Origin of the sequence: Methylobacterium sp. WL19, assembly GCF_008040005.1 — a bacterium.
Taxonomy (GTDB): Bacteria; Pseudomonadota; Alphaproteobacteria; order Rhizobiales; family Beijerinckiaceae; genus Methylobacterium; species Methylobacterium bullatum.
In genome coordinates this window covers 1-24,073 of the sequence record NZ_VRVC01000059.1, presented here as the reverse complement: position 1 = coordinate 24,073, position 24,073 = coordinate 1, and the positions used below count along the sequence as shown (strand labels likewise).

General features: G+C 69.0%; 27 protein-coding genes and 2 pseudogenes. 15 read left to right on the top strand and 14 right to left on the bottom strand.

From position 1 onward, the window contains the following. The first annotated feature begins 3 nt into the window (after positions 1 to 3). Together FV220_RS13275 and FV220_RS13270 are read left to right on the top strand one after the other, a co-directional pair. Positions 4 to 921: a hypothetical protein gene (locus FV220_RS13275; RefSeq protein WP_147831903.1), complete on the top strand. Its 918-nt coding sequence runs from the start codon at positions 4 to 6 to the stop codon at positions 919 to 921. Further along, positions 921 to 1,301 (top strand): hypothetical protein, encoded by a 381-nt coding sequence (locus tag FV220_RS13270; protein ID WP_147831901.1) that lies wholly within the window; start codon positions 921 to 923, stop codon positions 1,299 to 1,301. The genes FV220_RS13275 and FV220_RS13270 overlap by 1 nt, the downstream gene beginning before the upstream one ends. 48 nt (positions 1,302 to 1,349) lie before the next feature. Here the strand turns inward: FV220_RS13270 and chrA are convergent, their stop codons facing one another. The 9 genes from chrA to FV220_RS13225 all read right to left on the bottom strand — a co-directional run bounded on the left by chrA (position 1,350) and on the right by FV220_RS13225 (position 8,271). After that, positions 1,350 to 2,585 carry a chromate efflux transporter gene (chrA, locus tag FV220_RS13265; RefSeq protein ID WP_147831899.1) on the bottom strand — a complete coding sequence of 412 codons (1,236 nt, stop codon included), beginning with the start codon at positions 2,583 to 2,585 and terminating at the stop codon, positions 1,350 to 1,352. Between the two features lie 168 nt (positions 2,586 to 2,753). After that, a complete protein-coding gene (gene ureG / locus FV220_RS13260) occupies positions 2,754 to 3,383 on the bottom strand; it encodes an urease accessory protein UreG (protein WP_018043650.1) in 630 nt (209 codons plus the stop codon). Between the two features lie 11 nt (positions 3,384 to 3,394). Next, positions 3,395 to 4,069: an urease accessory UreF family protein gene (locus FV220_RS13255; protein ID WP_147831897.1), complete on the bottom strand. Its 675-nt coding sequence runs from the start codon at positions 4,067 to 4,069 to the stop codon at positions 3,395 to 3,397. 79 nt (positions 4,070 to 4,148) lie between these two features. After that, entirely contained in the window at positions 4,149 to 4,670 is a 522-nt protein-coding gene (locus FV220_RS13250; protein WP_147831913.1) for an urease accessory protein UreE, read from the bottom strand. Between the two features lie 8 nt (positions 4,671 to 4,678). Continuing rightward, entirely contained in the window at positions 4,679 to 6,406 is a 1,728-nt protein-coding gene (ureC, locus tag FV220_RS13245; RefSeq protein WP_147831895.1) for an urease subunit alpha, read from the bottom strand. Then, on the bottom strand, positions 6,406 to 6,966 hold the full coding sequence (locus tag FV220_RS13240) for an HD domain-containing protein (RefSeq protein WP_147831893.1): 561 nt from the start codon (positions 6,964 to 6,966) through the stop codon (positions 6,406 to 6,408). The genes ureC and FV220_RS13240 overlap by 1 nt, the downstream gene beginning before the upstream one ends. Next, the gene (locus FV220_RS13235) at positions 6,963 to 7,583 is read right to left on the bottom strand and encodes an urease subunit gamma (RefSeq protein ID WP_147831891.1); all 621 of its coding nucleotides are present in this window, start codon (positions 7,581 to 7,583) and stop codon (positions 6,963 to 6,965) included. Before FV220_RS13235 ends, FV220_RS13240 begins: the two co-directional genes overlap by 4 nt. A 66-nt stretch (positions 7,584 to 7,649) precedes the next feature. After that, positions 7,650 to 7,940, bottom strand: coding sequence for an addiction module antidote protein (locus tag FV220_RS13230; protein WP_056149621.1), 291 nt, complete (start codon positions 7,938 to 7,940; stop codon positions 7,650 to 7,652). A gap of 40 nt (positions 7,941 to 7,980) precedes the next feature. Continuing rightward, positions 7,981 to 8,271 (bottom strand): type II toxin-antitoxin system RelE/ParE family toxin, encoded by a 291-nt coding sequence (locus tag FV220_RS13225; protein WP_056149624.1) that lies wholly within the window; start codon positions 8,269 to 8,271, stop codon positions 7,981 to 7,983. Positions 8,272 to 8,396: 125 nt separating this feature from the next. Between FV220_RS13225 and puuE the strand changes: the two are divergent. The 3 genes and pseudogenes from puuE to rutR all read left to right on the top strand — a co-directional run. After that, positions 8,397 to 9,287, top strand: a pseudogene (gene puuE, locus FV220_RS13220) (allantoinase PuuE); the annotation flags it as partial. Between the two features lie 8 nt (positions 9,288 to 9,295). Further along, positions 9,296 to 9,751: a hypothetical protein gene (locus FV220_RS25810; RefSeq protein ID WP_156629688.1), complete on the top strand. Its 456-nt coding sequence runs from the start codon at positions 9,296 to 9,298 to the stop codon at positions 9,749 to 9,751. Between the two features lie 88 nt (positions 9,752 to 9,839). Further along, positions 9,840 to 10,481 carry an HTH-type transcriptional regulator RutR gene (rutR, locus tag FV220_RS13215; RefSeq protein ID WP_147831887.1) on the top strand — a complete coding sequence of 214 codons (642 nt, stop codon included), beginning with the start codon at positions 9,840 to 9,842 and terminating at the stop codon, positions 10,479 to 10,481. 61 nt (positions 10,482 to 10,542) lie between these two features. On the opposite strand, the gene FV220_RS13210 is transcribed toward rutR, so the two are convergent. Then, positions 10,543 to 10,902, bottom strand: a complete 360-nt coding sequence (locus FV220_RS13210; RefSeq protein WP_026175908.1) for a cytochrome c family protein — start codon at positions 10,900 to 10,902, stop codon at positions 10,543 to 10,545. 354 nt (positions 10,903 to 11,256) lie between these two features. On the opposite strand from FV220_RS13210, the gene rutA reads away from it, so the two are divergent. The 8 genes from rutA to FV220_RS13170 all read left to right on the top strand — a co-directional run bounded on the left by rutA (position 11,257) and on the right by FV220_RS13170 (position 19,298). Continuing rightward, a complete protein-coding gene (gene rutA / locus FV220_RS13205) occupies positions 11,257 to 12,357 on the top strand; it encodes a pyrimidine utilization protein A (protein WP_147831885.1) in 1,101 nt (366 codons plus the stop codon). After that, entirely contained in the window at positions 12,357 to 13,088 is a 732-nt protein-coding gene (gene rutB / locus FV220_RS13200) for a pyrimidine utilization protein B (RefSeq protein WP_147831911.1), read from the top strand. The genes rutA and rutB overlap by 1 nt, the downstream gene beginning before the upstream one ends. A 215-nt stretch (positions 13,089 to 13,303) precedes the next feature. After that, complete coding sequence (rutC, locus tag FV220_RS13195; protein ID WP_018043664.1) at positions 13,304 to 13,693, top strand: pyrimidine utilization protein C; 390 nt, start codon at positions 13,304 to 13,306, stop codon at positions 13,691 to 13,693. Then, complete coding sequence (rutD, locus tag FV220_RS13190) at positions 13,690 to 14,469, top strand: pyrimidine utilization protein D (protein WP_147831883.1); 780 nt, start codon at positions 13,690 to 13,692, stop codon at positions 14,467 to 14,469. The genes rutC and rutD overlap by 4 nt, the downstream gene beginning before the upstream one ends. Positions 14,470 to 14,589: 120 nt before the next feature. Further along, complete coding sequence (locus FV220_RS13185) at positions 14,590 to 15,147, top strand: flavin reductase (RefSeq protein ID WP_147831881.1); 558 nt, start codon at positions 14,590 to 14,592, stop codon at positions 15,145 to 15,147. Between the two features lie 313 nt (positions 15,148 to 15,460). Next, positions 15,461 to 16,669: a glycosyltransferase family 61 protein gene (locus FV220_RS13180; protein ID WP_147831879.1), complete on the top strand. Its 1,209-nt coding sequence runs from the start codon at positions 15,461 to 15,463 to the stop codon at positions 16,667 to 16,669. A 3-nt stretch (positions 16,670 to 16,672) separates the two neighbouring features. Next, positions 16,673 to 17,878 (top strand): O-antigen ligase family protein, encoded by a 1,206-nt coding sequence (locus FV220_RS13175; protein ID WP_147831877.1) that lies wholly within the window; start codon positions 16,673 to 16,675, stop codon positions 17,876 to 17,878. A gap of 109 nt (positions 17,879 to 17,987) precedes the next feature. Further along, positions 17,988 to 19,298, top strand: coding sequence for a solute carrier family 23 protein (locus FV220_RS13170; protein ID WP_056164481.1), 1,311 nt, complete (start codon positions 17,988 to 17,990; stop codon positions 19,296 to 19,298). 12 nt (positions 19,299 to 19,310) lie between these two features. Here the strand turns inward: FV220_RS13170 and FV220_RS13165 are convergent, their stop codons facing one another. Continuing rightward, on the bottom strand, positions 19,311 to 20,849 hold the full coding sequence (locus tag FV220_RS13165; protein ID WP_056149650.1) for an ATP-binding protein: 1,539 nt from the start codon (positions 20,847 to 20,849) through the stop codon (positions 19,311 to 19,313). Positions 20,850 to 21,135: 286 nt separating this feature from the next. Between FV220_RS13165 and FV220_RS13160 the strand changes: the two genes are divergently transcribed. Then, positions 21,136 to 21,342, top strand: a complete 207-nt coding sequence (locus tag FV220_RS13160) for a hypothetical protein (protein WP_027173473.1) — start codon at positions 21,136 to 21,138, stop codon at positions 21,340 to 21,342. 36 nt (positions 21,343 to 21,378) lie between these two features. Next, the gene (locus FV220_RS13155) at positions 21,379 to 21,654 is read left to right on the top strand and encodes a hypothetical protein (protein WP_147831875.1); all 276 of its coding nucleotides are present in this window, start codon (positions 21,379 to 21,381) and stop codon (positions 21,652 to 21,654) included. A gap of 159 nt (positions 21,655 to 21,813) precedes the next feature. Here the strand turns inward: FV220_RS13155 and FV220_RS13150 are convergent, their stop codons facing one another. From FV220_RS13150 to FV220_RS25520, 3 genes and pseudogenes are all read right to left on the bottom strand, one after another. After that, on the bottom strand, positions 21,814 to 22,806 hold the full coding sequence (locus FV220_RS13150) for a P1 family peptidase (RefSeq protein ID WP_147831873.1): 993 nt from the start codon (positions 22,804 to 22,806) through the stop codon (positions 21,814 to 21,816). 20 nt (positions 22,807 to 22,826) lie between these two features. Next, positions 22,827 to 23,732 (bottom strand): EamA family transporter RarD, encoded by a 906-nt coding sequence (rarD, locus tag FV220_RS13145; RefSeq protein WP_147831871.1) that lies wholly within the window; start codon positions 23,730 to 23,732, stop codon positions 22,827 to 22,829. A gap of 138 nt (positions 23,733 to 23,870) precedes the next feature. Next, positions 23,871 to 24,073: pseudogene (locus FV220_RS25520) on the bottom strand (murein L,D-transpeptidase); the annotation flags it as partial.

The window sequence follows — 24,073 nt, the reverse complement described above, 5'->3', positions numbered from 1 at the left end:
CGGATGGGACCGGTAATGCGCGCGCTCGCGGTGACGGGAGCCATGTCGATGGCGGCGTTGCCGGTGCTGGCGCAGGAACGCGGCCCGTTCGGCGGTCGCAACGGCCCGGCCCTGCCCTCCCCCTTGATCACGGGGCCGCAATTGCCGCTTCCCCCCGTCGAGGGCGAGGCGCCCCTCACCCTCACCGCCCTGTTCGCGGGCAGCAACCAGCCGGTGCGCTCCGGCCTCGCCTGGCGCATCTACGAGGATCGGTCCGATGGGGTGCGGCCGAACATCGTCGCGCGCTCCGAGGCGGCGGATCCGAGCTTCACCCTGGCGCCCGGCGGCTATGTCGCCACCGTCACCTACGGCTTCGCCACAGCCTCGAAGCGCATCACCATGGCGGGCGCGGCACTCAGCGACCGCCTGACGATCACCGCGGGGGCGCTCAAGCTCTCGGGTGCCATCGGCGACATGAAGATCACCCCCGCCGACCTCGCCTTCTCGGTCTTCGTGCCCATCGGCACCAATTCGGAAGGGCGCCTGGTGCGCAGCGGCGTGAAGGCGGGCGAGCTGATCCGCCTGCCGGAGGGGACCTACCACGTGGTCTCGAATTACGGGGAATCGAACGCGATCCAGCGCGCCGACCTCAAGGTGGAGAACGGCAAGGTCACCGACGCCACCCTCAACCACCGGGCCGCCACCGTCACCCTCAAGCTCGTGGCTGCGCCCGGCGCCGAGGCCTTCGCCGGCACCGCCTTCAGCGTGCTGACGCCGGGCGGCGACACGATCCGCGAGGCCATCGGCGCCTTCCCGCAGGTCACCCTGGCGGAGGGCGACTACGTCCTCATCGCGCGCCACGACGGCCAGGTCTTCACACGGGAGTTCAAGGTGGAAAGCGGGATGGACCGGGATATCGAAGTGGTGGCGAAGGCCTCCTGATGCGCGCCGTCGTCCTCGCCGTCGCCCTTCTCGCCGCCGCGCCCGCCACGGCACAGACCGTCATCGACGGGTCCGACGCCACGATCGGGGCCGAGATGTCGGCGTCCGCGATGGCGCTGGTCGGCAGTGGGCTCAAGAGCCCGGCCGAGGCGCGCTATGGCCGGCTGCGCCGGGGCAAGGCGGGCGCCATCTGCGGCGAGGTCGACGTCACCAACCGGATGGGCGCCCATGTCGGCCCGCGCCCGTTCGTCGCCGATCCGGGGTCGGGCTTTTCCGGCATCATGCCCGACGCCGCCGAGATCCGGCACCCGTCCAGCATGGCGCAGTACCAGGGTTTCCAACGCACACTCGCGCTGCTCTCGGCGAATTGCGACGGGTGATCGCTTCCCGATTCGCTCCGGCGACATCGAATCGATGAAGCTCGGGCGTCAGCCCCCCACCACCGCCAGGCTCGCCCCCGCGACGGCCGTGAACACGACCACGATCCAGGGCGGGGCCGCCCTGATCGTCAGGAGCAGGAACGCACCGGCCGCCACGGCGAAATCGCGAGGGCCGAGGACAGCGCCGGTCCAGAGCGGATCGTAGAGCGCGGCGGCGAGAATCCCCACCACCGCCGCGTTGGCGCCGCGCATGGCCGCCTGCGCCAGGGGTCTTTCGCGGACGGCATCCCAGAAGGGCAATGCTCCGTAGACCAGGAGCAATCCCGGCAGGAACACCGCGACGAGGGCGATGGCGGCCCCGGGCAGACCGTTCGGCTGCGGTCCGAGGGCCGCGCCGAGATAGGCCGCGAAGGTGAAGAGCGGCCCCGGCACCGCCTGCGCCGCGCCGTAGCCGGCGAGGAACGCATCCGGGCCGATCCAGCCGGTTTCCACCAGGGCCGTTCGCAGGAGCGGTAGCATCACGTGGCCACCGCCGAAGACGAGGGCGCCGGAGCGGTAGAACGCATCGAACAGGGCGAGCCCCTGCGAGGACAGGGATCTGGCCAGGAACGGCGGGACCGCGAGGAACAGGCCGAACAGGAGGAGGGCCACCGCGCCGGCCCGGCGCGAGACCGGGATGCCGAGATGCCCGCCCGCCGCTCCGGATGCCCGGCGGCAGACCGCGAGCCCGGCAACGGCTCCGAGACCGATGCCGGCGACCTGACCGGTCGATCCGGCCAGCACCGTGGTCAGGGCGAGGGCGGCAAAGGCGATGGCCGCGCGGGTGGCATCGGGCGCGAGGGTGCGGCCCATGCCCCAGACCGCCTGCGCCACCACCGCCACGGCGACGAGCTTCAGCCCGTGGACGATGCCCGATCCGACCGGGCCGCCGATGGCGTCCGCCCCATAGGCGAAGGCCACGAGGAGGAGCGCCGAGGGCAGGGTGAAGGCGGCCCAGGCCGCGAGCCCGCCGGCGAGCCCCTTGCCCCGCATCACCCCGAGGGAGAACCCGACCTGGCTCGAGGCCGGGCCGGGCAGGAACTGGCACAGGGCCACGAGGTCGGCATAGGCCGCCTCGTCGAGCCAGCGGCGGCGATGCACGAACTCGGCGCGAAAGTAGCCGAGATGGGCGATCGGGCCACCGAAGGCGGTGAGGCCGAGCTTGAGGAAGGCGAGAAAGACTTCCCGCACGGAACCCTCGCGGGAAGGCAGTGGTGTCATCACAGTGGTTGACCTTGGCGTCATGGCTCGGGTCCTGACCACCCTCCTACCCGAATTCCTCATCCTGAGATGCCGCGAAGCGGCCTCTCAGGATGGCTCCAGCCTGACTGGCGATCCCTGGACGCCGCCTTCGAGGGCTCCGCTGCGCTGCGCCGCTCCAGGATGAGGTGGTGGGTGGGATGGCCCCCGGAACTATCCCAGCCCGCCGGCCTCGACGATGAAGCGGGCCACCGTGTCGGCGCCGTGTCCCTCGCGCAGGGACGAGAACACGTAGGGCCGCGCGCCCCGCATGCGCCGGGTATCGGCCTCCATCACCCCGAGATCGGCGCCGACCATGGGGGCGAGGTCGGTCTTGTTGACGATGAGGAGATCGGACCGGGTGATGCCGGGGCCGCCTTTACGCGGGATCTTCTCGCCGCCGGCGACGTCGATGACGTAGAGGGTGAGGTCGGCGAGTTCCGGCGAGAAGGTCGCGGCGAGGTTGTCGCCACCGGATTCGATCAGGATCAGGTCGAGCTTCGGGAAGCGACGGCGCATCTCGGCCACCGCCGCGAGGTTGATCGAGGCGTCCTCGCGGATCGCCGTATGCGGGCAGCCGCCGGTCTCGACGCCCATGATCCGCTCCTCGGGCAAGGCGCCGGCCACGGTGAGGATGCGGGCATCCTCCTTGGTGTAGATGTCGTTGGTGATGGCGCAGATCTCGAAGCGATCGCGGAAGCGCTTGCAGAGCTGCTCCATCAAGGCGGTCTTGCCGGAGCCGACGGGGCCGCCGATGCCGACGCGCAGGGGGCCGTTCGGTGAGGGGCCGTTCAGTGAGGTCATGACGGGGTCTTTCACGAGCGGAAAATCCGAGAATACTGGGTCTCGTGCCGGGCCGAGCCGAGATCGAGGCGCAGGGTCGCGGTGCCGATCTCCTCGAGGCTCAGGGGCGGGATGGTCGCGGCCAAAGCCGCCACCCGGGGGGTGAGGGACGCGATCACCCGCGTGCCGGCGCTCTGGCCGATGGGCGCGCAGCGCAGCGCCGCCGAGACGAGGTTCTGCAGGAAGGCGAGGCCGAACCCGGCGAGCACCGGGGCGAGCGCCATGCGGTGGGCGCCGGCCGAGAGCCCCACCGCCACCGGGTAGGCCACCTCGCCGGGCAATGCCTCGCTCAACCGGTCGAGATCCGCGCTTCCCCAGGCGGCGCGGGTAGCGTCGAGGAAGCTGCGCCCCTGCTGGGTCGTCTCGAGGTGGAGTTCGCGCGTGGGCGCCAGGGCGACGGCGAGGTCGTTGACCTCCGCCAGCGCCGGAATGTCCCCCGCCTCGGCTGCGGCATGGGCATGGGCCAGAAGAATCAGGTCGGTGCGCACCGCGCCCCGTTCGAGCACGTCGCCGAGCCATGCCAGCAGCGAAGCCTCGCCCCCGACATCGCCGCATTCCACCGCCCATTCGAGCCCATGCGAATAGGCATAGGCCCCGACGGGATAGCCCGGCGAGAGCCAGGCCATGAGCCGGACGGTGTCGATCATCGGGGATTCGCCCCTCATCATACCGGGCGCCCTTCCCTGGAAGCCCGAACCGGCAGAGGATGGGGGCATAGGACGAAGCTCAACCGGACACCGCGCCGTGGCTGTGCGGATGAGGGTGGTCGTGCCCATGATCGTGGGCATGGCCATGCCCGTGGTGGTGCCCGGCGGCCTCGCCGGCATACGCACCACCCTCGGGCCGGAACGGACGCTCCACCGGCTCGGCCGTCCCCCCTAAGCCCCGCACCATCTCGGCCAGCACGTGGTCGTAGGCGATATGGACCGCGTCCGTGCCGATCTCGGCCGGGATGTGCCGGTTGCCGATATGCCAGATCAGGCGTTTGAGGGCGAGGTCGTCGGCGGCCCGGATCTCGAGCAGGCGCTCGGGCGCGGCCTCGACCCAGACCAGGCGGCCATCCTGCAGCACCAGGGCGTCGCCGTCGTCGAGGACCGTCGGCGCGGGCAGGTCGAGCAGGAAGGACAGTCCGCCGACCCCGCGCATGGCCATGCGGCGGCGATGCCGGTCGCCATGGTCGAGGACGATGCGGTCGACGATCTCGCCGGAGAGCGCGTCTCGGCGGATCACTTTCGTGGCGCGGATCAGGGAAGAGCTCAAAACAGGAAATACCGCTGCGCCATCGGCAGCACCTCGGCCGGCTCGCAGACCAGGAGCTCGCCATCGGCGCGCACGTCGTAGGTCTCCGCGTCGATCTCGATGGTCGGCGTGGCGTCGTTGAGGATCATGCTCTTCTTCGAGATGCCGCCGCGCACGTTCTCCACGGCGACGAGCCGCTTCTGCACCCCGAGCCTCTCGCCGAGCCCGTCCTCGATGGCGGCCTTCGAGACGAAGGTGAGCGCTGTGGCGAAGGGCGAGCGGCCGATGGCCCCGAACATCGGGCGGTAATGCACCGGCTGGGGCGTGGGGATCGAGGCGTTCGGGTCGCCCATGGGCGCGGTGGCGATCATGCCGCCCTTGATGACGAGGTCGGGCTTCACCCCGAAGAAGGCCGGCGTCCACAGGACGAGATCGGCGAGCTTGCCCGCCTCCACCGAGCCGACATGGGCCGAGACGCCATGCGCGATGGCCGGGTTGATGGTGTATTTCGCGATGTAGCGGCGGGCACGCAGGTTGTCGTTGCCGGAGGTGTCGCCCGGCAGGCTCCCGCGCTGGCGCTTCATCTTGTCCGCCGTCTGCCAGGTCCGGATGACGACCTCGCCGACCCGGCCCATGGCCTGGCTGTCCGACGACATCATCGAGAGCGCGCCGATATCGTGCAGGATATCCTCGGCCGCGATGGTCTCCTTGCGGATCCGGCTCTCGGCAAAGGCCAGATCCTCGGGGATCGCCGGATCGAGGTGGTGGCAGACCATGAGCATGTCGAGATGCTCGTCGATGGTGTTCTTCGTGTAGGGGCGCGTGGGGTTCGTCGACGAGGGCAGGACGTTCATCAGCCCCGCCACCTTCATGATGTCCGGCGCGTGGCCGCCCCCCGCTCCTTCGGTGTGGAAGGCATGGATGGTCCGCCCCGCAAAGGCGCGGATCGTGTCCTCGACGAAGCCGGATTCGTTGAGCGTGTCGGAATGGATCATCACCTGCACGTCGTGCAGGTCGGCCACCGTGAGGCAGGTGTCGATGGCCTGGGGCGTGGTGCCCCAATCCTCGTGGAGCTTCAGGGCACAGGCCCCGGCGCGGACCATCTCGACCAGGCTCTCGGGCCGCGAGGCGTTGCCCTTGCCGGCGAAGGCGAGGTTCATCGGAAAACTGTCCGCCGCCTCGATCATCCGGGCGAGATGCCAGGGGCCGGGGGTGCAGGTGGTGGCGAAAGTGCCGTGCGCCGGGCCGGTGCCGCCGCCGAGCATGGTGGTGACGCCCGAGCACAAAGCTTCCTCTATCTGCTGCGGGCAGATGTAGTGGATGTGGCTGTCGAACCCGCCGGCCGTGAGGATCTTGCCTTCGCCGGCGATCACTTCGGTGCCGGGGCCGACGATGATGTCGACGCCCGGCTGGATGTCCGGGTTGCCGGCCTTGCCGAGCTTGAAGATGCGGCCCTTCACGATGCCGACATCGCATTTCACCACGCCCCAATGGTCGAGGACCACGGCGTTGGTGATGACGGTGTCCACCGCGCCATCGGCATTCGTCACCTGCGACTGCCCCATACCGTCGCGGATGACCTTGCCGCCGCCGAACTTCACCTCCTCGCCATAGGTGGTGTGGTCGCGCTCCACCTCGATGACGAGGGAGGTGTCGGCGAGGCGGATTTTATCGCCGGTGGTGGGGCCGAACATGTCGGCATAGGCCGAGCGGGCGAGGGAGGCGGGGCGGGGTGTGTTGGACATCAGGCGGCCTCTCGTGCCTCTGCGACGGCGCGGTCGAAAAGCGCATCCAGCGCCGCGTTGACGCCGCGACAGCCGGCGACGACCTCTTTCGCCCAATCGATGTAGTTCGCCACGCGCTCCGCGCTCCAATCGTCCGGAGGGCTCGCCACGAGGGAATGCAGGTTGCTGATCTTGTCCGCGATCTTGAGGGCGCGGGCGCCGGGCGACTTGTGCGGCGCCTGCTCGACCTGGAGACGCTTGCGCCCGGCCTTGGGCAACGACTTGTCGTCGGTCACTTCGGCCACGAGTTCGGCGACGCGCCGACCGAACAATTGCTCGATCTCCTCGCCGCTCGTCCCAGTATCCTCCACCGTGTCGTGGAGCCAGCCCGCAGCCACGAGATGCGCGTCGGGCTCCTCGGCGGTCGCGGCCAGGAGCGAGGCCACCTCGGCGAGGTGGTTCACGTAAGGCTCGCCCGCCGCGCCCTTCCGGGTCTGCCCCACGTGACGCCGCGCGGCGAACTCGGCGGCACGGGTGACGAGGAGGATGCCGTCGCGCAGACGGGACGTCTCGTTTGTCATAGCGTACCCATCACGTCGCCGCGGAACCCGTAGACCGTCCGCGCGCCGAGCAGCGGCACCAAGGAGACCTCCCGCGTGGCGCCCGGCTCGAACCGCACCGCCGTGCCCGGCGCGATGTCGAGGCGCTGGCCCTTCGCCTTCTCGCGCTCGAAGGTGAGGCCCGGATTCACCTCGTAGAAATGGTAGTGCGAGCCGACCTGGATCGGCCGGTCGCCGACATTGGACACGGTGAGCAGGGTGCGCGGGGCGCCGTCGTTGAAGACGATCTCACCCGGAAGCGTCGTCACCGTGCCGGGCACGTCCGATGAGGGCGCGCCGCGGATCGGGTGGTGGACGGTGACGAGCTTGGTGCCGTCCGGGAACGTCGCCTCCACCTGGATGTCGTGGATCATCTCGGCGATGCCCTCCATCACTTGGTCGGCGGTCAGCACATGGGCGCCCGCCTGCATCAGTTCGGAGACCGAGCGGCCGTCCCGCGCGCCCTCCACCACCGCATCGGTGATGAGCGCGATCGCTTCGGGATAGTTCAGCTTGACGCCGCGGGCGAGCCGGTTGCGGGCGACCTGGGCGGCCATGGCGACGAGGAGCTTGTCCTTTTCGCGCGGGGTCAGGAGCACGGGAAACCTCGGGTGTTGGTCGCGGGGTGCGGTGACGCGCAGGCAAGGACCATGCGCAGGCCGTTCCTAGGGAGCCGGGACCACCGTCGTCGTCAAGCGCAGGTTGAGGGCTTTCAGGACGCGCATGGTCGTATCGAGGCTCGGATTGCCCTCGTCGGACAGGGCTCGGTACAGGCTCTCGCGGGAGAGACCCGTCTCTCTGGCGATCTGGGTCATGCCATGAGCGCGCGCGGCGACGCCGAGCGCATGTCGCAGGAGAGCGGCGTCTCCCTCCTCGAACGCAGCGGCCAGATACTCGGCCACCGCTTCATCGGTGTCGAGATAATCGGCGGAATCATAGGGCTGGGTCGTGGTCATCGCTCATTCCTTGCGGAGTTCTCGCTTTAGGAGTCTCACCTCACACGGTCCGCGCGATCGCCTTGGCCCGAGCGATGTCGCGATCCTGGCTTCCTTTGTCACCGCCGCAGAGGAGAATGACGAGAGCCTCGCCCCGACGAACGAAATAGATCCGGTAGCCGGGCCCATAATCAATTCTCAGTTCGCTCACGCCCTCTCCGACGGGCTTTACATCGCCAGGATTGCCATGGGCGAGACGGTCGAGGCGCAGCGCGATCCGTGCCGTTGCGCGGGTGTCGCGAAGGCCCCTGAGCCAGCCGTCGAACACGTCGGTGCGGCGCATGTCCATGATTCAGGAATGTAGCTTATGGACTACGTTTTTACAATCGATGGAGCAGGCGCGATCTGGATCGAGGGGACAGGTCGTGGCAGGACTGTGCGTCGAACGTCCATATGTCCATCCGAACGGCAGGCCCCGTGACCTATCCCCGCGACCTCGTCGGCTACGGCCGCAACCCGCCCCATCCGCGCTGGCCGAGCGGCGCGCGGATCGCGGTGCAGATCGTGCTCAACTACGAGGAGGGCGGCGAGAACTGCATCCTGCATGGCGATGCTGCCTCGGAGGCGTTCCTGTCGGAGATCGTCGGCGCCCAGGCGTGGCCGGGCCAGCGGCACATGAACATGGAATCGATGTTCGAATACGGCTCGCGTGCGGGCTTCTGGCGGATCTGGCGGCTGCTCCAGGCGCGGAACATTCCCGTCACCGTGTTCAGCGTCGCCACGGCGCTGGCCCGTCACCCCGACATCGCCGCGGCCATGAAGGAGGCCGATTGGGAGATCGCCTGCCACGGCCTGAAATGGATCGACTACCGCGACTTCACCCGCGAGGAGGAGAAGGCGCATATGGACGAGGCGATCCGCATCCACACGGAGATCACGGGGGAGCGGCCGCTCGGCTGGTACACGGGCCGCTCCTCGGTCCACACCCTCGATCTCGGGGTGGAGGCCGGCTTCACCTGGCTCGCCGATTCCTACGCCGACGACCTGCCCTACTGGAGCGAGCAACCGAGCGGGCGTGGCCTCGTGGTGCCCTATACGCTGGACGCCAATGACATGCGCTGCGTCGCCCTGCAGGGCTTCAACACCGGCGACCACTTCTTCACCTACCTGCGCGACACGTTCGATGCCCTCTACGCGGAGGGCGAGAGCGCGCCGAAGATGATGTCGGTGGGGCTGCATTGCCGCCTCGTCGGACGGCCGGGCCGGATCGGGGCGCTGGCCCGCTTCCTCGACCATGTCGCCGCCCATGAGGACGTCTGGGTGGCACGACGGATCGATATCGCCCGGCACTGGATCGACCATCACCCGGCGGGGGCATGACCATGTGCGACTGGAAGAGGTTCTTTCTTTTCGCCCATGCATTGGCACTGATCACAGTGCTCGCTCAACCTGCAGCCGCGAAGAAGACGAAAGCAGCCTTGGACTTGGGAGGCTGCTGGACGAAAGATATGAAGCCTCGGAATCTGGATGGCGGTGAAAGTCCAGGCAGCAAAACACTGTGCTTCGGGAAAAACGGTCGACTTGGGACAAGCATCTTTTCTCATGCCCACAAGGAATCATTTCAGAGTGAAGGCCAGTATCGCGGCTCGCAGACCGAAATCGAGCTTCTGGGTTTTCCCGGTGACGGGTGGGTCGGCAGCAAACCACTCGAAAGGTGTACCTATTCCTTCGGCACAGGCGCCGAGACGATGACTCTGAGCGACTGCAGCCTCGTGGGCGAGTGGACACGGACGTGTCGGGCGGTTTCAGCCGACCTGTCCTGCACTCCTTGAGTGTGACGATACCGGACGAACAAGCGCTTTCGAGATCGACATGCATCGTGACGGTATCGCCTCGGTCGGGGCACCAGGAGACGACCAGGTGCCGGTGATCGCAGACAAGCCCCCCGCCCGCCGTCGCCGCAAGGACGGCGAGGCGCGGCGCGAGGCGATCCTCGATGCGGGGCTCGAGATCTTTTCGGGGCTCGGCCTGCACGGAGCGAGCCTGGACCGGCTCGCCGAGCGGGCCGGGCTGTCGAAGGCGAACCTGCTCTATTACTTCCCCTCGAAGGAGGACCTGTATCTGGCGGTGCTTCGCCGCGTCCTCGACGTCTGGCTCGACCCGCTACAGGAACTCGACGCCGACAGCGATCCGGCCGAGGCGATCCGGGCCTATATCCGCGCCAAGCTCACCCTGTCGCGGGACGCGCCGCAGGCCTCGCGGCTGTTCTGCCTGGAGATCGTCCAGGGCGCGCCGCTCCTGCGGGCCGAACTCGAAGGCCCCCTGCGAGGGTTGGTGGAGAGCAAGGCGGCGATCCTGCGTGGCTGGATCGACCAGGGCCGCATCGGTGCCCACGACCCCCACCACCTGATCTTCTCGATCTGGGCGATCACCCAGCACTACGCCGATTTCGCGGTCCAGGTGGATGCCGTCACGGGCCGGAGCCTCGACGAATCCGACTTCTTCGAGAGCACCGTGGCGAGTACGCAGGCCCTGATCCTCACCGGGCTCGGCCTGCGATAGGTACTGGGAAACGAGCCCCGCCGGCGGAATCCCGCTCCATCGGCGAGGCTCGCGAAATGGCCTACTTCTTCGAGGCGAGATACGCGATCACGTCGTCGATCTTCTTGTCGTCGGGATAGCCGGCGAACACCATCTTCGTCCCCGGCACCTTGGCCTTCGGGTTCTTCAGCCATTCGTGCAGGTTCGCCTCGTCCCAGGTGAGGCCCGACGCCTTGAGCGGGGCCGAGTAGGAATACCCGTCGAGGGAGGCCGCCTTGCGCCCGACGACCCCGGTCAGATCCGGGCCGACACCGTTCTTGCCGAAGGCATGGCAGGCCTTGCAGGGCGCGAACGCCTTCTCGCCGGCGGCCGCATCGCCTTCGGCATGGGCCGCCATCGGAAGCAGCATCGCGACGAGAGCACCGAGCATCGGGTACCGCATGGGGTTTCCTCTCCGTGGTTGTTTTGAATACCTCCAGAAAACTGACCGCGCCCTCCGCGAAGGCAATGTCCGCGAGTGAGACCTCACGAGAACGTGTCACGGCGGGGGGATGAACCGGGCCGCCGACGCGAACCCGCTCGGGCCCGCCCGCCGTTTCAGCAGAAGCCGCCTTCCCGCAGAGCAGATCGAAGAGAGTTTGAGCAAACGGCCGAAAAGGTCGATTTCGAGTTTGACCATATGGTCCAAACAGCTACCGTTCATCATCGAACGGGACGAACAGGACACTCTTCCGTTCGCAACCTTGACCGGGATTGGATCCCATCGTCCAATCTCCGCCAGAATAGCGAGGCGGTCATGAATGTCGGCGTCTTCATTCCCATCGGCAACAATGGCTGGCTCCTTTCGGAGAACGCGCCGCAATACAGACCGAGCTTCGAGCTCAACAAGCAGGTGGTGCTGAAGGCCGAGGGCTACGGGTTCGATTTCGCCCTGTCGATGATCAAGCTGCGGGGCTTCGGCGGCAAGACCGAGTTCTGGGACCACAACCTCGAATCCTTCACGCTGATGGCGGGCCTCGCCGCGGTGACGAGCCGGATCAAGCTCTTCGCCACCGCGGCCACCCTGTGCATGCCCCCCGCCATCACCGCGCGGATGGCCTCCACCATCGATTCCATTTCCGGCGGCCGCTTCGGCCTCAACCTCGTCACCGGATGGCAGCGGCCGGAATACTCGCAGATGGGCCTGTGGCCCGGCGACGAGTACTTTTCGCGGCGCTACGAATACCTCTCCGAATACGCCCAGGTGCTGCGCGATTTGTGGGAGACGGGGTCCTGCGACCTCAAGGGCGAGTTCTTCCAGATGGACGATTGCCGGCTCTCGCCCCGGCCTCAGGCGGAGATGAAGATCATCTGCGCCGGCCAATCGGCCGCCGGCATGGCGTTCACGGCGAAATATGCCGACTACAATTTCTGCTTCGGCAAGGGCGTGAACACGCCCAAAGCCTTCGCCCCCACGGTGGAGCGGCTGGAACTCGCCAAGGCCGAGACGGGCCGGGACGTGTCGTCCTACGTGCTGTTCATGATCATCGCCGCCGAGACCGACGAGGAGGCCCGCGCCACCTGGGAGCATTACAAGGCGGGGGCCGATGCCGAGGCCATCGCCTGGCTCGGGGTCCAGGGGGCGGCCGACACCAAATCCGGCTCGGACACCAACGTGCGCCAGATGGCCGACCCGACCTCGGCGGTGAACATCAACATGGGCACCCTCGTCGGCTCCTACGCGGAGGTGGCGCGGATGCTCGACGAGGTCGCCACCGTGCCCGGCACCGAAGGCGTGCTCCTGGTGTTCGACGATTTCCTCGAAGGCCTCGACGCCTACGGCACCCGCATCCAGCCGCTGATGCGCTTGCGGGCGCATGTCACCGCCGATGCGGTGCCGATGGCGAAGGTGGCGTGATGGTCGCCGGCTATCACGATCCGTCCGGGCGCTATGGCGGCATCACCCTCCCCGCGCGGCCGGAACCCATCGCCTTCGATGCCGAGGCCACGGCTCTCATCGTCGTCGACATGCAGAACGCCTACGCGACGAAGGGCGGATACCTCGATCTCGCCGGGTTCGACGTCTCGGCGACCGGGCCGGTCATCGAGAAGATCGCGACGGCCGTCGCCGCCGCGCGAAAACGCGGAATCAGGATCGTCTGGTTCCAGAACGGCTGGGACCCGGACTATGTCGAGGCCGGAGGGCCGGGCTCACCGAACTGGCACAAGTCGAACGCCCTCAAGACCATGCGCAGCCGCCCCGACATGAACGAGCGGCTGCTGGCCAAGGGCACCTGGGACTACGCCCTGGTGGATGCGCTGGCGCCTGAACCCGGCGACATCGTGCTGCCCAAACCGCGCTACAGCGGCTTCTACAACACCCAGCTCGACAGCCTTCTGCGCTCGGCCGGCATCCGCACCCTGGTCTTCACCGGCATCGCCACCAACGTCTGCGTGGAATCGACCCTGCGCGACGGGTTCTTCCTCGAATATTTCGGCGTCGTCCTCGCCGACGCGACGCATCAGGCGGGGCCGGACAGCCTCCAGGCGGGCGCGCTCGCCAATATCGAGACCTTCTTCGGCTGGGTCTCGGACGTGGCGAGCTTCAAAGCGGCGCTGGCTGAGCGGGACGCCGTGGTGGCGGAGTGACATCCTCCCTCCCGCCCTCGACCTCATCCTGAGGTGCCCGCGTCAGCGGGCCTCGAAGGAGGCCTCCAGGCCCCTGGGAGCGAGCTGAAAGCCTCCTTCGAGGACTCCGCTACGCTGCGGCACCTCAGGATGAGGTCACGGGCGGGCAAGACGACACAGGCAACACAGGCGACGAAGACGGCCATTTCGACGATCGAACGGGAGTACTGCGAACCATGCCCAAGACCGTGATCATTCCCCCCGGCACCGGCAAGCCGTTGGCCCCCTACGTGCCGGGCACCCTCGCCGACGGCGTGCTCTACGTCTCCGGCACCCTGCCGCTGGATGCCGACGCCAACGTCGTCCATGTGGGCGATGCCGGCGCCCAGACCCGCCACGTGCTGGAGACGATCAAGGGCGTCGTCACGGCGGCCGGCGGCACCATGGACGACGTCACCTTCAACCACATCTTCCTGAAGGACTGGGCCGATTACGCCGCGATCAACGCGGTCTATGCCAGCTACTTCCCCGGCGAGAAGCCGGCGCGCTACTGCATCCAGTGCGGCCTGGTGAAGCCCGACGCCCTGGTGGAGATCGCCACCATCGCGCATGTGGGCAAGCCGTGAGCGCAGCCATCCACCACGAGATCCACGGGGCCGGAGCGCGCACCATCCTGCTCTCGCCGGGTCTCGGCGGCTCCTGCGGCTATTTCGCGCCGCAGATTCCGGCTCTGGCCGAGCGCTTCCGGGTGGTCGGCTACGACCATCGCGGCACCGGGCGCTCGCCCGATACCCTGGAGGAGGGCCACGACATCGCGGCGATGGCCCGCGACGCGCTCCGGGTGCTGGACGATCTCGGCATCGCCAGCGCCGACATCGTCGGCCATGCGCTGGGCGGCCTGATCGGCCTCGAACTCGCGCGCACCCATCCCGACCGGGTCGGGCGCCTCGTGGTCGTCAACGGCTGGGACAGGGCCGATCCGGCGACGAAGCGCTGCTTTGCCGCCCGCAAGGCGCTTCTGACCCATGCCGGACCGGACGCCTATGTGGCGGCGCAGGCCATCTTCCTCTACCCGGCGCCCTGGCTGTCCCTCAACGCCGGGCGGGTGGCGGCGGACGAGGCCCATGCCCTGGCGCATTTCCCCGGGCCTGAGAACACGTTTCGGCGGATCGCGGCACTCGAGGCCTTCGATCTCAGCGATCGTCTCGCCGACATCCCGCACGAAACCCTGGTGATGGCGGCGGAAGACGACGTGCTGGTGCCCTATCTGTGCTCGGAACGGCTCGCGTCGGGCCTGCCCGACGCCAGGCTGGATCTGGCCAAGGGCGGCGGCCACGCCCATAGCGTGACGCAGGCGGAGGCGTTCAACCGCGCCCTCCTCGCCTTTCTCGACCGACCCTGAGCAGGTTCGCATTGGCAAGCCAACGCGTCACCTCGCTCAAGCCTTTGAAGTGTCGCAGGTTTTGAGGCGCAAAACCGGTGACCACTTTCGCTGAACCCGCTGAGAGGAAAGCCCCCGGCCATGAGCGAGACGACGATGCCCACGGTCGAAGCCGGCGCCTTCCGCGAGGCGATGTCGCATCTGGCCAGCTCGGTCCATCTCGTCACCAGCGATGGACCCGGAGGACGGGCGGGCTTCACCGCCTCCTCCGTCTGCAGCGTCAGCGACGCGCCGCCGACCCTCCTGGTCTGCATCAACCGCACCTCCTCGGCCTACGCGGCGCTGAGCGGCAACGCGGTCCTGTGCGTGAACACCCTGTCGGGCGAGCAGGCCGGCATCGCGGGTGCGTTTGGCGGTCGCACCCCCATGGACGAGCGCTTCGCCGCGGCGGCGTGGGGCGAACTCGCCACCGGGGCGCCGGTGCTGGAGGGGGCGCTCGCCGCCTTCGATTGCCGCATCGTCGCGCGCCACGCCGTCGGCAGCCACGACGTGCTCTTCTGCGAGGTGGTGGATCTCTCGGAGCCCGGCGGCGGACAGGGCCTCGTCTATGCCGGCCGACGCTACCACACCTTGCCCGTGTCATCGCCGGCGTCACCCGCGCCCGCCCGCAAGACGGACGGCCTGCTGGGGGCGCTCTGACGCCGCGCATCCGAACCATGCGGCCCATCAGGCCGTTGATCGCGCAAGCTCGATGGGCGGGAGGATGTTGATTTATCCACCGGGGCTGCTTACCGCATAGCCATTGAACGACGTCGGACTTGTCATGCGCCACGGTATCGGCCCGGAGAACCGGGTTCGACCGGGCGTGCCAAGCTCTCTATTTGCATCGGGCATTCGAAATACACTTTCCGCCCTACGCTGCGGGGCGAGACCATAGACTCGGTTGTGTCGTTCCAACGATCTTCACCAATGGTGCCGTAGGGTCGAGCGTGCGATTTCGTGGGGGACCTGCTTGGCTCGGCACCATACCTTCCTCGAACGCCTGTTCGATCTGAAACCCTATGCGTCGACCTTCAGCACTGCCCTGCTGGGCTGGCATCCCGCCCTGCGGCGGAGCACGGGTTACTTCCCGGATTTCGCCTGGCCGGCCGACCGCGCGCGGGTGATCGGCGACGAGACCCGGACACATCGCCTCTGCGCGCCCGGCTACGACGCGGCGCGGGCCATCGTGATGCGCCACAACGCCGATGTGATGAACCGGCTGGAGACGGCCTGCACGGGGGACACCACCCGCACGATGATCGCCGGGATCGGCGGCGTCCTGATTCCCGGCCACACCGTGATCCCCGCCGATTACGACACGGGCCGCCAGATCTCCCTCGGCCAGCGGGGCCAGGCGCGCTGGGCCTTCTGCCACCCCGCACCGATCGGCCTGCGCAAGATCGTCCTGACGGAGCGCTGCCTCGCGATCCCGCCCGTCTTCCATTTCGGCCATCTCCTCACCGACGTGCTGATGCCGATCTGTGAGGCCGTGCGCGTCGGTGCCATCGACAAACGGGAGGAGACGGTGTTCGTCACCGCCTCGCACCCGCCCCTGGTGACCGCCTTTCTCGCCGGGCTGAAGGCGCTCGGCTACCCGATCCGGCAACTCGTGCTCAAGGCGACGGACCATGTGGTCACGGAGCGCTATGTCTATGCCCGGAGCCATTGCCCCAATATCGAACGGATCTTCGGCGTCCCCCAGGCGCTGGATACGGCACGGGCCATCTTCCGTGCGGCCTATCGGGAGCATCCGGTCACGCCGCCGGCCTCGAAGCTCTATCTCCGGCGCCGCAACCAGCGCCTGCGGGTCGTGGAGGGCGAGGACGCGCTGGTCGAGCGGCTGGAACGCGCGGGCTTCCACATCTTCGAGCCGGGATGGGGCAACCATGCCGAGCAGATGGCGGCGATAGCGGGTGCCGACGTCGTGGCCGCCGTGCACGGCGCCGCCCTGGCCAACACGATCTTCTGCAAGCCCGGCGCCACCGTCGTCGAGCTGATGGCCTCGACCTCCCGCAAGAGCACCGTGCTTCACTGGGCGAGTGAGGGCGGGGCCGGCTACGTGCCGGTCCTGGGCGGCCCGGAGGGCGCCCGGCAATCCTTCGCGATCGATCCGGCGGCCACGGCGGAAGCCATCCTCCGCGCCGTGGAACCCGCACCGAGACTCCATGCCGGGGCCTGACGCATGACGACGATCCCGGATACCTCGGCACGCGGCCTCATGGTGCGGAACGTCCTGTGCGTGGCCGGCTACCTCCTGCTGCTGGTCTCCGCCTATTTCATCGCCAAGAACCTCTCGGCCAAGCTGATGATCGCGGGGCTCGTCACCATCGCCGTGAGCGATCCGACCCTCCTGCGCGAACGCCTGCCGCGCCCCCTGGAATGGGGGCTCGCCGCGCTCGCGGGCTTCGCCGCCTGGACGGTGCTCGGCCTTCTCGTCAATGGCATTCCCCTGGGGCCGGCGAGCGATGCGGTGGCGAATTTCGCGCTCCTGGCCGTCGCCCTGCTGGCGGGACGGCGCCTGCTCGCCTGTTGCGGCCTCCGCTTCATCCTGGGCGCGCTCTTTGCCGTGGCCAGCCTCAGCGCCCTCCTGACGCTCGTCCTGCATTTCGGCGGGGGGCTCTCCTTGGCGGACAGGCTCGTGCCGCTGGGCCGGCCGTCCAACTCCATCCCGGGAGCCGGCGGCCTCTGCATCGCCCTGATCGGCATCGTCGCCCTCCTCGGCGACCGGTCACGCCCGGCCACGCCCGCGACGATCGCCCTCGTCGCCCTGACCGCGCTGCCGATCGTCGTGGCCGTGGCCATGACCCAGAGCCGCGGTCCCATCCTCGCGACGGTCGTCGCCCTGGCGGCGACGCGGCTGCCGTGGCGTCCGAGTGGTTGGCGTCTCACCGGCTGGCGCCTCTTCGCGGTGGTCCTCCTGGCCTGGAGCCTGACCACGGCGCTGATCGTGATCGAGCCCTGGCTGAGAGCGATGCTCTGCGTCGACCAGTCGAATTTCTGCCGTCCCTCCAGTCGCCAGCAGATCTGGACCTGGGTGTTCGAGCATATCTCGCAGAGGCCCCTGCTCGGTTTCACGCCCGTCTTCCGCTTCGCCGATTCGCTCTTCAACCACGCCCATAACGGCCTCTTCGGCACGGCGATGTATTTCGGCGTTCCCGCCTTGGTGGCCGCCCTGGCGATGACCTTCGTCTATTGCCGTCACCTCGCGACCGTCGACGGAGGGCTCTCGACGTTCTGCGCCGCCGCGCTGATCTTCAGCTTCGGCTACATGGGATCGGACCTTCCCAACCCGTTCTCGTTCGTGAACATGCATTTCTTCTTCCTCTGGCTGCCCATCGCCTTCGCCTTGACGGGGCGGTCGGAGGAGGCCGCGACCGGGTCGGATTAGGACATCGTCCCGAAGCGTCGCACCGCCGCTCCATGGGGTGCGGCTGCCACGCTCCTTGCATCACGCGATCCGCATCACACGCCCACACCGGTCCGGAGACGACGCGATCATGGCAGCCGAATCCTATTTCCCCGTCTGGCGCGCCAGGGATGCGACGTCGGAGGCCACGGACGTCATGCCCGACGAGCGGCTGCCCGCGGGCCAGACCCTGCTCCTCGGCTTCCAGCACGTGGTGGCGATGTTCGGCGCCACCGCGCTGATGCCGATCCTGATGGGGTTCGACCCCAACCTGGCGATCTTCTTCTCCGGCATCGGTACGCTGATCTTCTTCCTCGCCACGGGCGGCCGGGTGCCGAGCTATCTCGGCTCGTCGGCGGCCTTCGTCGGTGTGGTGATCGCGGCCACGGGCTATGCCGGGGCGGGGCCGAACCCCAACATCGCCGTGGCGCTCGGCGGCATCGTCGCGGCGGGCCTGCTCTACGGCCTCGTGGGCGCCGTCATCGGCCTCGTCGGCTATGCCTGGGTGGAGCGGGTGATGCCCCCGGTGGTGACCGGCGCGGTGGTGGCCGCCATCGGCCTCAACCTCGCTCCGATCGCGACGCGGATCATCTCGGCCTCCGCCTTCGACACCTGGTTCGGCCTTCTGACGGTGGTCATCGTCAGCGTCATCACCATCTACGCGCCCGGCCTCGCCCGGCGCCTGCCGATCCTGATCGGGGCGGCCCTCGCCTACCTGCTCTATCTCCTCCTCGCCAACGGGTTCGGTCTCGCCAAGCCCATCGACTTCTCCGCCGTCATGGCCGCCCCCTGGATCGGCGTTCCGGGCTTCGTGGCACCGGTCTTCGACCCCAAGGCGATCGCCCTCATCGCCCCGGTCTTCGTGGTGCTGATCGCCGAGAATCTCGGCCATATCAAAGCCATCGGCGCGATGACGAGCCGCAACCTCGACCCCTACATCGCCCGCGCCTTCCTCGGCGACGGCCTCGCCACCATGCTGTCGGGCGGGCTCGGCGGCACGGGGGTGACGACCTATGCGGAGAATATGGGCGTCATGGCCATGACCCGGATCTACTCGACCCTGGTCTTCGTGGTGGCCGGCTTCACCGCGATCCTGTTCGGCCTCTGCCCGAAATTCGGGGCGCTGATCCTGACCCTGCCGGTGCCGGTGATCGGCGGTCTCTCGGTGGTGGTGTTCGGGCTGATCGCCGCCACCGCCGGGCGGATCTGGGTGGAGAACCGGGTGGACTTCGCCAATGCCCGCAACCTCCTCACGGTCGGCGTCGCCGTGGTGCTGGGCGCGGGCGACCTCACCCTGAAATTCGGGTCCTTCGCCTTCGGCGGCATCGGCACCGCCACATTCGGCGCCATCCTGATCTATCACCTCCTCGGCATGACGAGGATCGGACGCGCGCGGGTGTGACGACGGCGCGGCCTATTCGGCAGCGAACAGCCCCGGCATCTCCGGCACGGCGCTTCCCGGCAGTGTCGCCTTGGGGTCGCCCGGCCCGGTCTCGCAGCCGAGGACGGGCAGGGCGATGACGCGCAGCCCACGAAAATCGGTGCGGCAGACGATGGTGCCCCGCGTCTCCACATAGGCGAGGAGCCGCCGGGCGCGCCCCGGCGAGCGGCTGCCGATGGCCCGCGCCAAGGCCTCGTCGCCGGGGCAGGGCTCTCCGGCCAGGGCCGCGCGGGCGAGGAGCAGGAACAGGCCCTGGACCTCGTCGGGCAGGTTGGCGGCGGCGGCCTGCGCCTCGTCCCAGCGCCCGTCCCCGTCGGCCGGGGAGGCCTCACCGTCGAACCCGGCCCGCGCCACGCCGAGGCGGCGGCGGAAGGCAGCGAGGGTGAGGGATTCGCCGTCGAGCCCGCGCATGCGGCAGCGCACGAGGAAGTCCTGGTAGATCACGGCCACGGGCTGGCGCCCGGCATCGGGGTCGGCGGCGATGCCGCGCAGCACCTCGTCGAGGCCGGCGCGCAGCTCCTCTTCGCTCAAGGGCTCGGGCGCATCGACGGGCTCGGGCCGGTAGGCGCTGAGTTCGCGCAGGAGGTCGGCGGGGCTCGCACGGGGCGTCGGCGGAGTGCGCGGTGCCGGAGCCCAGGAGGCCGGGCCATCCTCGGCCGAGCGGGTGAGAATGAGGGCGCGCAGATCCGCGTCGGCGGGAGCGGGAAGCGGCACGAGCTTGGGCGAGCCCGAGCGCGCCGAGGTGGAGACCGGACCGATGCGCAGGGCCAGCGGCCGGCGGCTCAACGCGGGGCCGAGGGCCACGAACTCGCCGCGAGACAGATCGCGGAACCGCTCGGCGCCGCGGCGGTCGAGGCCCAGCAGGTCGGCGGCGCGGGCCATGTCGATGTCGAGGAAGGTGCGGCCCATCAGGAAGTTGGTGGCCTCGGCCGCCACGTTCTTGGCGAGCTTGGCGAGGCGCTGCGTGGCGATGATGCCGGCGAGCCCGCGCTTGCGGCCACGGCACATCAGGTTGGTCATGGCCCCGAGAGAGGCCTTGCGCGCCTCGTCGGAGACGTCGCCGGCGGCAGCGGGCGCGAAGATCTGCGCCTCGTCGACGACGACGAGGACGGGGTGCCAATGGCTGCGCTCGGCCTCGAACAGGCCGCCGAGGAAGGCGGCGGCGGCGCGCATCTGCGCCTCCATGTCGAGGCTCTCCAGGGTGAGGACCACGGAGACCCGATGGGCGCGCACCCGCGCCGCGATGGCCTGGAGATCGCCCTCCCCATGGGCGCCGTCCACGACCACGTGGCCGTAGGCCTCGGCCAGGGTGACGAAATCGCCCTCGGGATCGATGATCACCTGCTGGACCGAGCCCGCGCTCTGCTCGAGCAGGCGGCGCAGGAGATGCGACTTGCCGGAGCCGGAATTGCCCTGGACCAGGAGTCGGGTGGCCAAGAGTTCCTCGAGATCGAGCCGGGCGGGCTCTTCGCCCGGACCCATGCTCAGACCCATCTCGATCCCCACCGTCATTCCCGCTCCGCTGTCCCGTATCGCGCCCGCGACGAGACCGATCCTAGCACGGATGAGCCCAGCGTGCGGAGCACGAGGGCGGCGCATCCACAGGCACGAGCCTCGCCGATTAGACATAATGACCTAGGCTATTTGACCTAGGTTTTTAAGCAAAGGACGAACATCCTAGACGCTCCATGCTCAAGGCTTTGCGGACGCGCACACGGCCGCTCCATCGACCATGGGCGCTGCATTTTCCTGCAGGCCGCCCTTGCCGCCCTGCCCCGCGCGTCTAGATTTCGGTCTCATGAACCCAGTCCTCATCGTTGCCCTGGTCTGCGCCTCGACGGTCCAGGCCCCCGACTGCTCCCGCGAGACGGCCCTCGACGTGATCACGGGGCCTGCTCACACGCTTCAGGAATGCATGATGCAGGGGCCGGTCCTGGCGGCCAATGCCGGCCACGGCAACAATCCGGACACCTACGTGAAGACCCGCTGCGAACCGCGGCGCTGAGCAGGCCGGGCGCGAATCCCCCAGGAACGAAGCCCCATGAGTAACGACGTCAGCCCGGACCGGGCAGTGATGATCCGCCTGCGCGCCCGCCTCGCGGTGGTGGAGCGGGCGGCTTGGTTCGGCTTCGCCGAGGCCATGCGCCGGCAGCCGGAGGAAACGGAAGCCTATATCGCGGCCGAGCGCGCCAAATGCGCCGCCGGGTTCGCCGGCCCGGCCTGGGCCCGCGACCTCAGCGATGCGGAGCGAGCGATGCTCGGCGCCGAGGTGGATGCGGGGCTGGCGCAGCTAATGGAGGATGCCAAGGGCGAGTGATCCTCTCGGGTCCCTTCCCCAAGGCGGGTGAAGCGAGTGAGCCGCCGACGTGGCGCGTATTCGCGTGAGGTTCCGGATCACCCTACGCTTCGCTGCAGGCGTGGAAAAGGTGCGTCATGCGATGCCGGACTCGACGAGAGTCTGACCGATATCTTTCCCCTACCCACCCCACAGATCGCGCCAGGCGGGGGGCATCGCCAGACCCGGCAGGCTGGTCGCCGCGTGGATTCCGATGGCGACCGCGCGGGCGAGGGTGTCGGCCGCCGCCGCGCCGATACGGGCGAGATCGGTGATGGGGTCGGAAAGGGGAACCCGCCCGGTGGAGACCGCGAAGACCACGTCGCCGTCGAGCGGCGTGTGGACGGGGTGGATCGCCCGCGACAGGCCGTCCTGCGCCATCACCGCGAGGCGGCGGCACTGAGCCTTGGTGAGGATCGCGTCGGTGGCGACGAGGGCCAGGGTGGTACTGGTGCCGGGCGGGGCCTCGCGGGGCCAGGTGAAGGCGTCCGCCGGCATCGGATCGGGGAAGCCGAGGCCGCCGAACTCCCCCTCACGCTCGAACGGCGCCGCCCAGAAATGCCGCCCCTCCCCCACCGTGACCCGGCCGAAGGCGTTCACCGCCACCAGCGCGCCGACCCGCGCGGGCGTGCCGCTCACCGGGGAGGAAGCCGAGCCGAGGCCGCCCTTGAGATTGGCCGTGCGCGCGCCGTAGCCCGCCCCCACGGTGCCGAGGGTGAAATCCCGTGCCGCCGCGTCGGCGGCCGCGTAGCCGAGGTCGCGATAGGGCGAGAAGCGGCCCCAGTTCTTGTCGCCACCGTTGAGGAGATCGAACAGGATCGCGCCGGGGACGATGGGGACACGGATATCGGCGACGGGAAACCCCCTCCCCGCCTCGGCGAGCCAGGCCACGACGCCGGCCCCCGCGTCGAGACCGAATGTGGAGCCACCGGACAGGACCAGGGCGTCGATGCGCTCCACCGTGCGCTCGGGGTCGAGGAGGTCGGTCTCCCGGGTGCCCGGCCCCCCGCCGCGCACGTCGACACCCGCCACCACGGCCGGGTCGAACAGGATCGCGGTGGTGCCGCTCGCCACGCGCGCATCCTGGGCGTGGCCCACGGTGATGCCGGCGATGTCGGTGATGCGGTTGCGCATCCAGAGCCTCCGAATCTCGCTCAGAACGATCGCATGCCCGGGCGGTCGGGGCCAGCGGCGGCGGGCTCGGGCGGTTCCTTGGTCCGCCGCGCCGCACGGAAGGAATCGGCGGCATAGAGCGCCAGCGCCAGCCAGATCAGGACGAACAGGACCAGTCGATGCGGCTCCAGGCGTTCGCCGTAAACGAGGACGCTGAGGCCCAGCAGGCAGGAAGGGGCGAGGTATTGCATCAGCCCGAGGGTGGAGAGGGTGAGGCGCTGGGCGGCGGCGGCGAACCAGATCAGCGGCAGGGCTGTGGTGGCGCCGGTGAGGAGCAGGAGGCCGAGGCGGACGGGATCGCCGTTCACCACGGCGGGGGCGGCGAGGACGAGATAGAGGCCGGCGGCGGGCAGGAGCAGGAAAGTCTCGGCGGCAAAGCCCACCATGGCGTCGACGCCCACCACCTTGCGCACCAGCCCGTAGAGCGAAAAACTCGCGGCGAGCGTCAGGGACAGCCAGGGCAGGTGCCCGGCCAGGACCACCGCCAGGATCACGCCGGCGGCGGCGAGCCCCACCGCCACGGCCTGGACCGGCCGCAGCCGCTCGCCGAGAACGAGGGCGCCGAGCGCCACGCTCATCAGCGGATTGATGAAATAGCCCAGACTCGCATCGAGCATGTGCCCGGACTGGACCGCCACGAGGTAGAGCAGCCAGTTGACCGCGATGAGCCCAGCCGAGACGACGAGGAGAAGGTGGCGGCGCCTCAGGGGAAACGGGTTACGCACCCGCCGGCGCAGGATCGCCAGCAGGCCGACCACGAGCACGCTCGACCAGACGATGCGATGGGCGAGGATGCTACCGGCCGGCACGGAATCGAGCAGCCGGAAATGCACCGGTACGACGATGCCCCAGCTCAGGTAGGCTCCGAGCGCGTAGATCAGCCCCACGACGTTCCTCCCGTCCCGCTTCGGGGATGGGACGGGGTTTACACCAAGATCCGAAGCGGAGCTCGGGCGCGGGATGGGGGGAAGCAATGCGTCGAGGGGCCGCTTCGCCCTCCCCGTCCGGGGAAGGGGGGAGGTCGATCAGCGGCGCGGCGGGGTGATCGGGTCTCCGCGCAGGAGGGCGTTCAGACGCTCGGTGTCGAACCCGTCCGTGGCCTTCGGCTTGGCCGGCGCGGGCTTGAGGGAGGCCGTCTTCGTCACCGCCGGCTTGGCGGCGGAGGATGGGGAAGGCTTCGATCCGGTGGGCCTGGCTCCCGTCGGGCGGGGTGCGGCGGGGCCGGTAG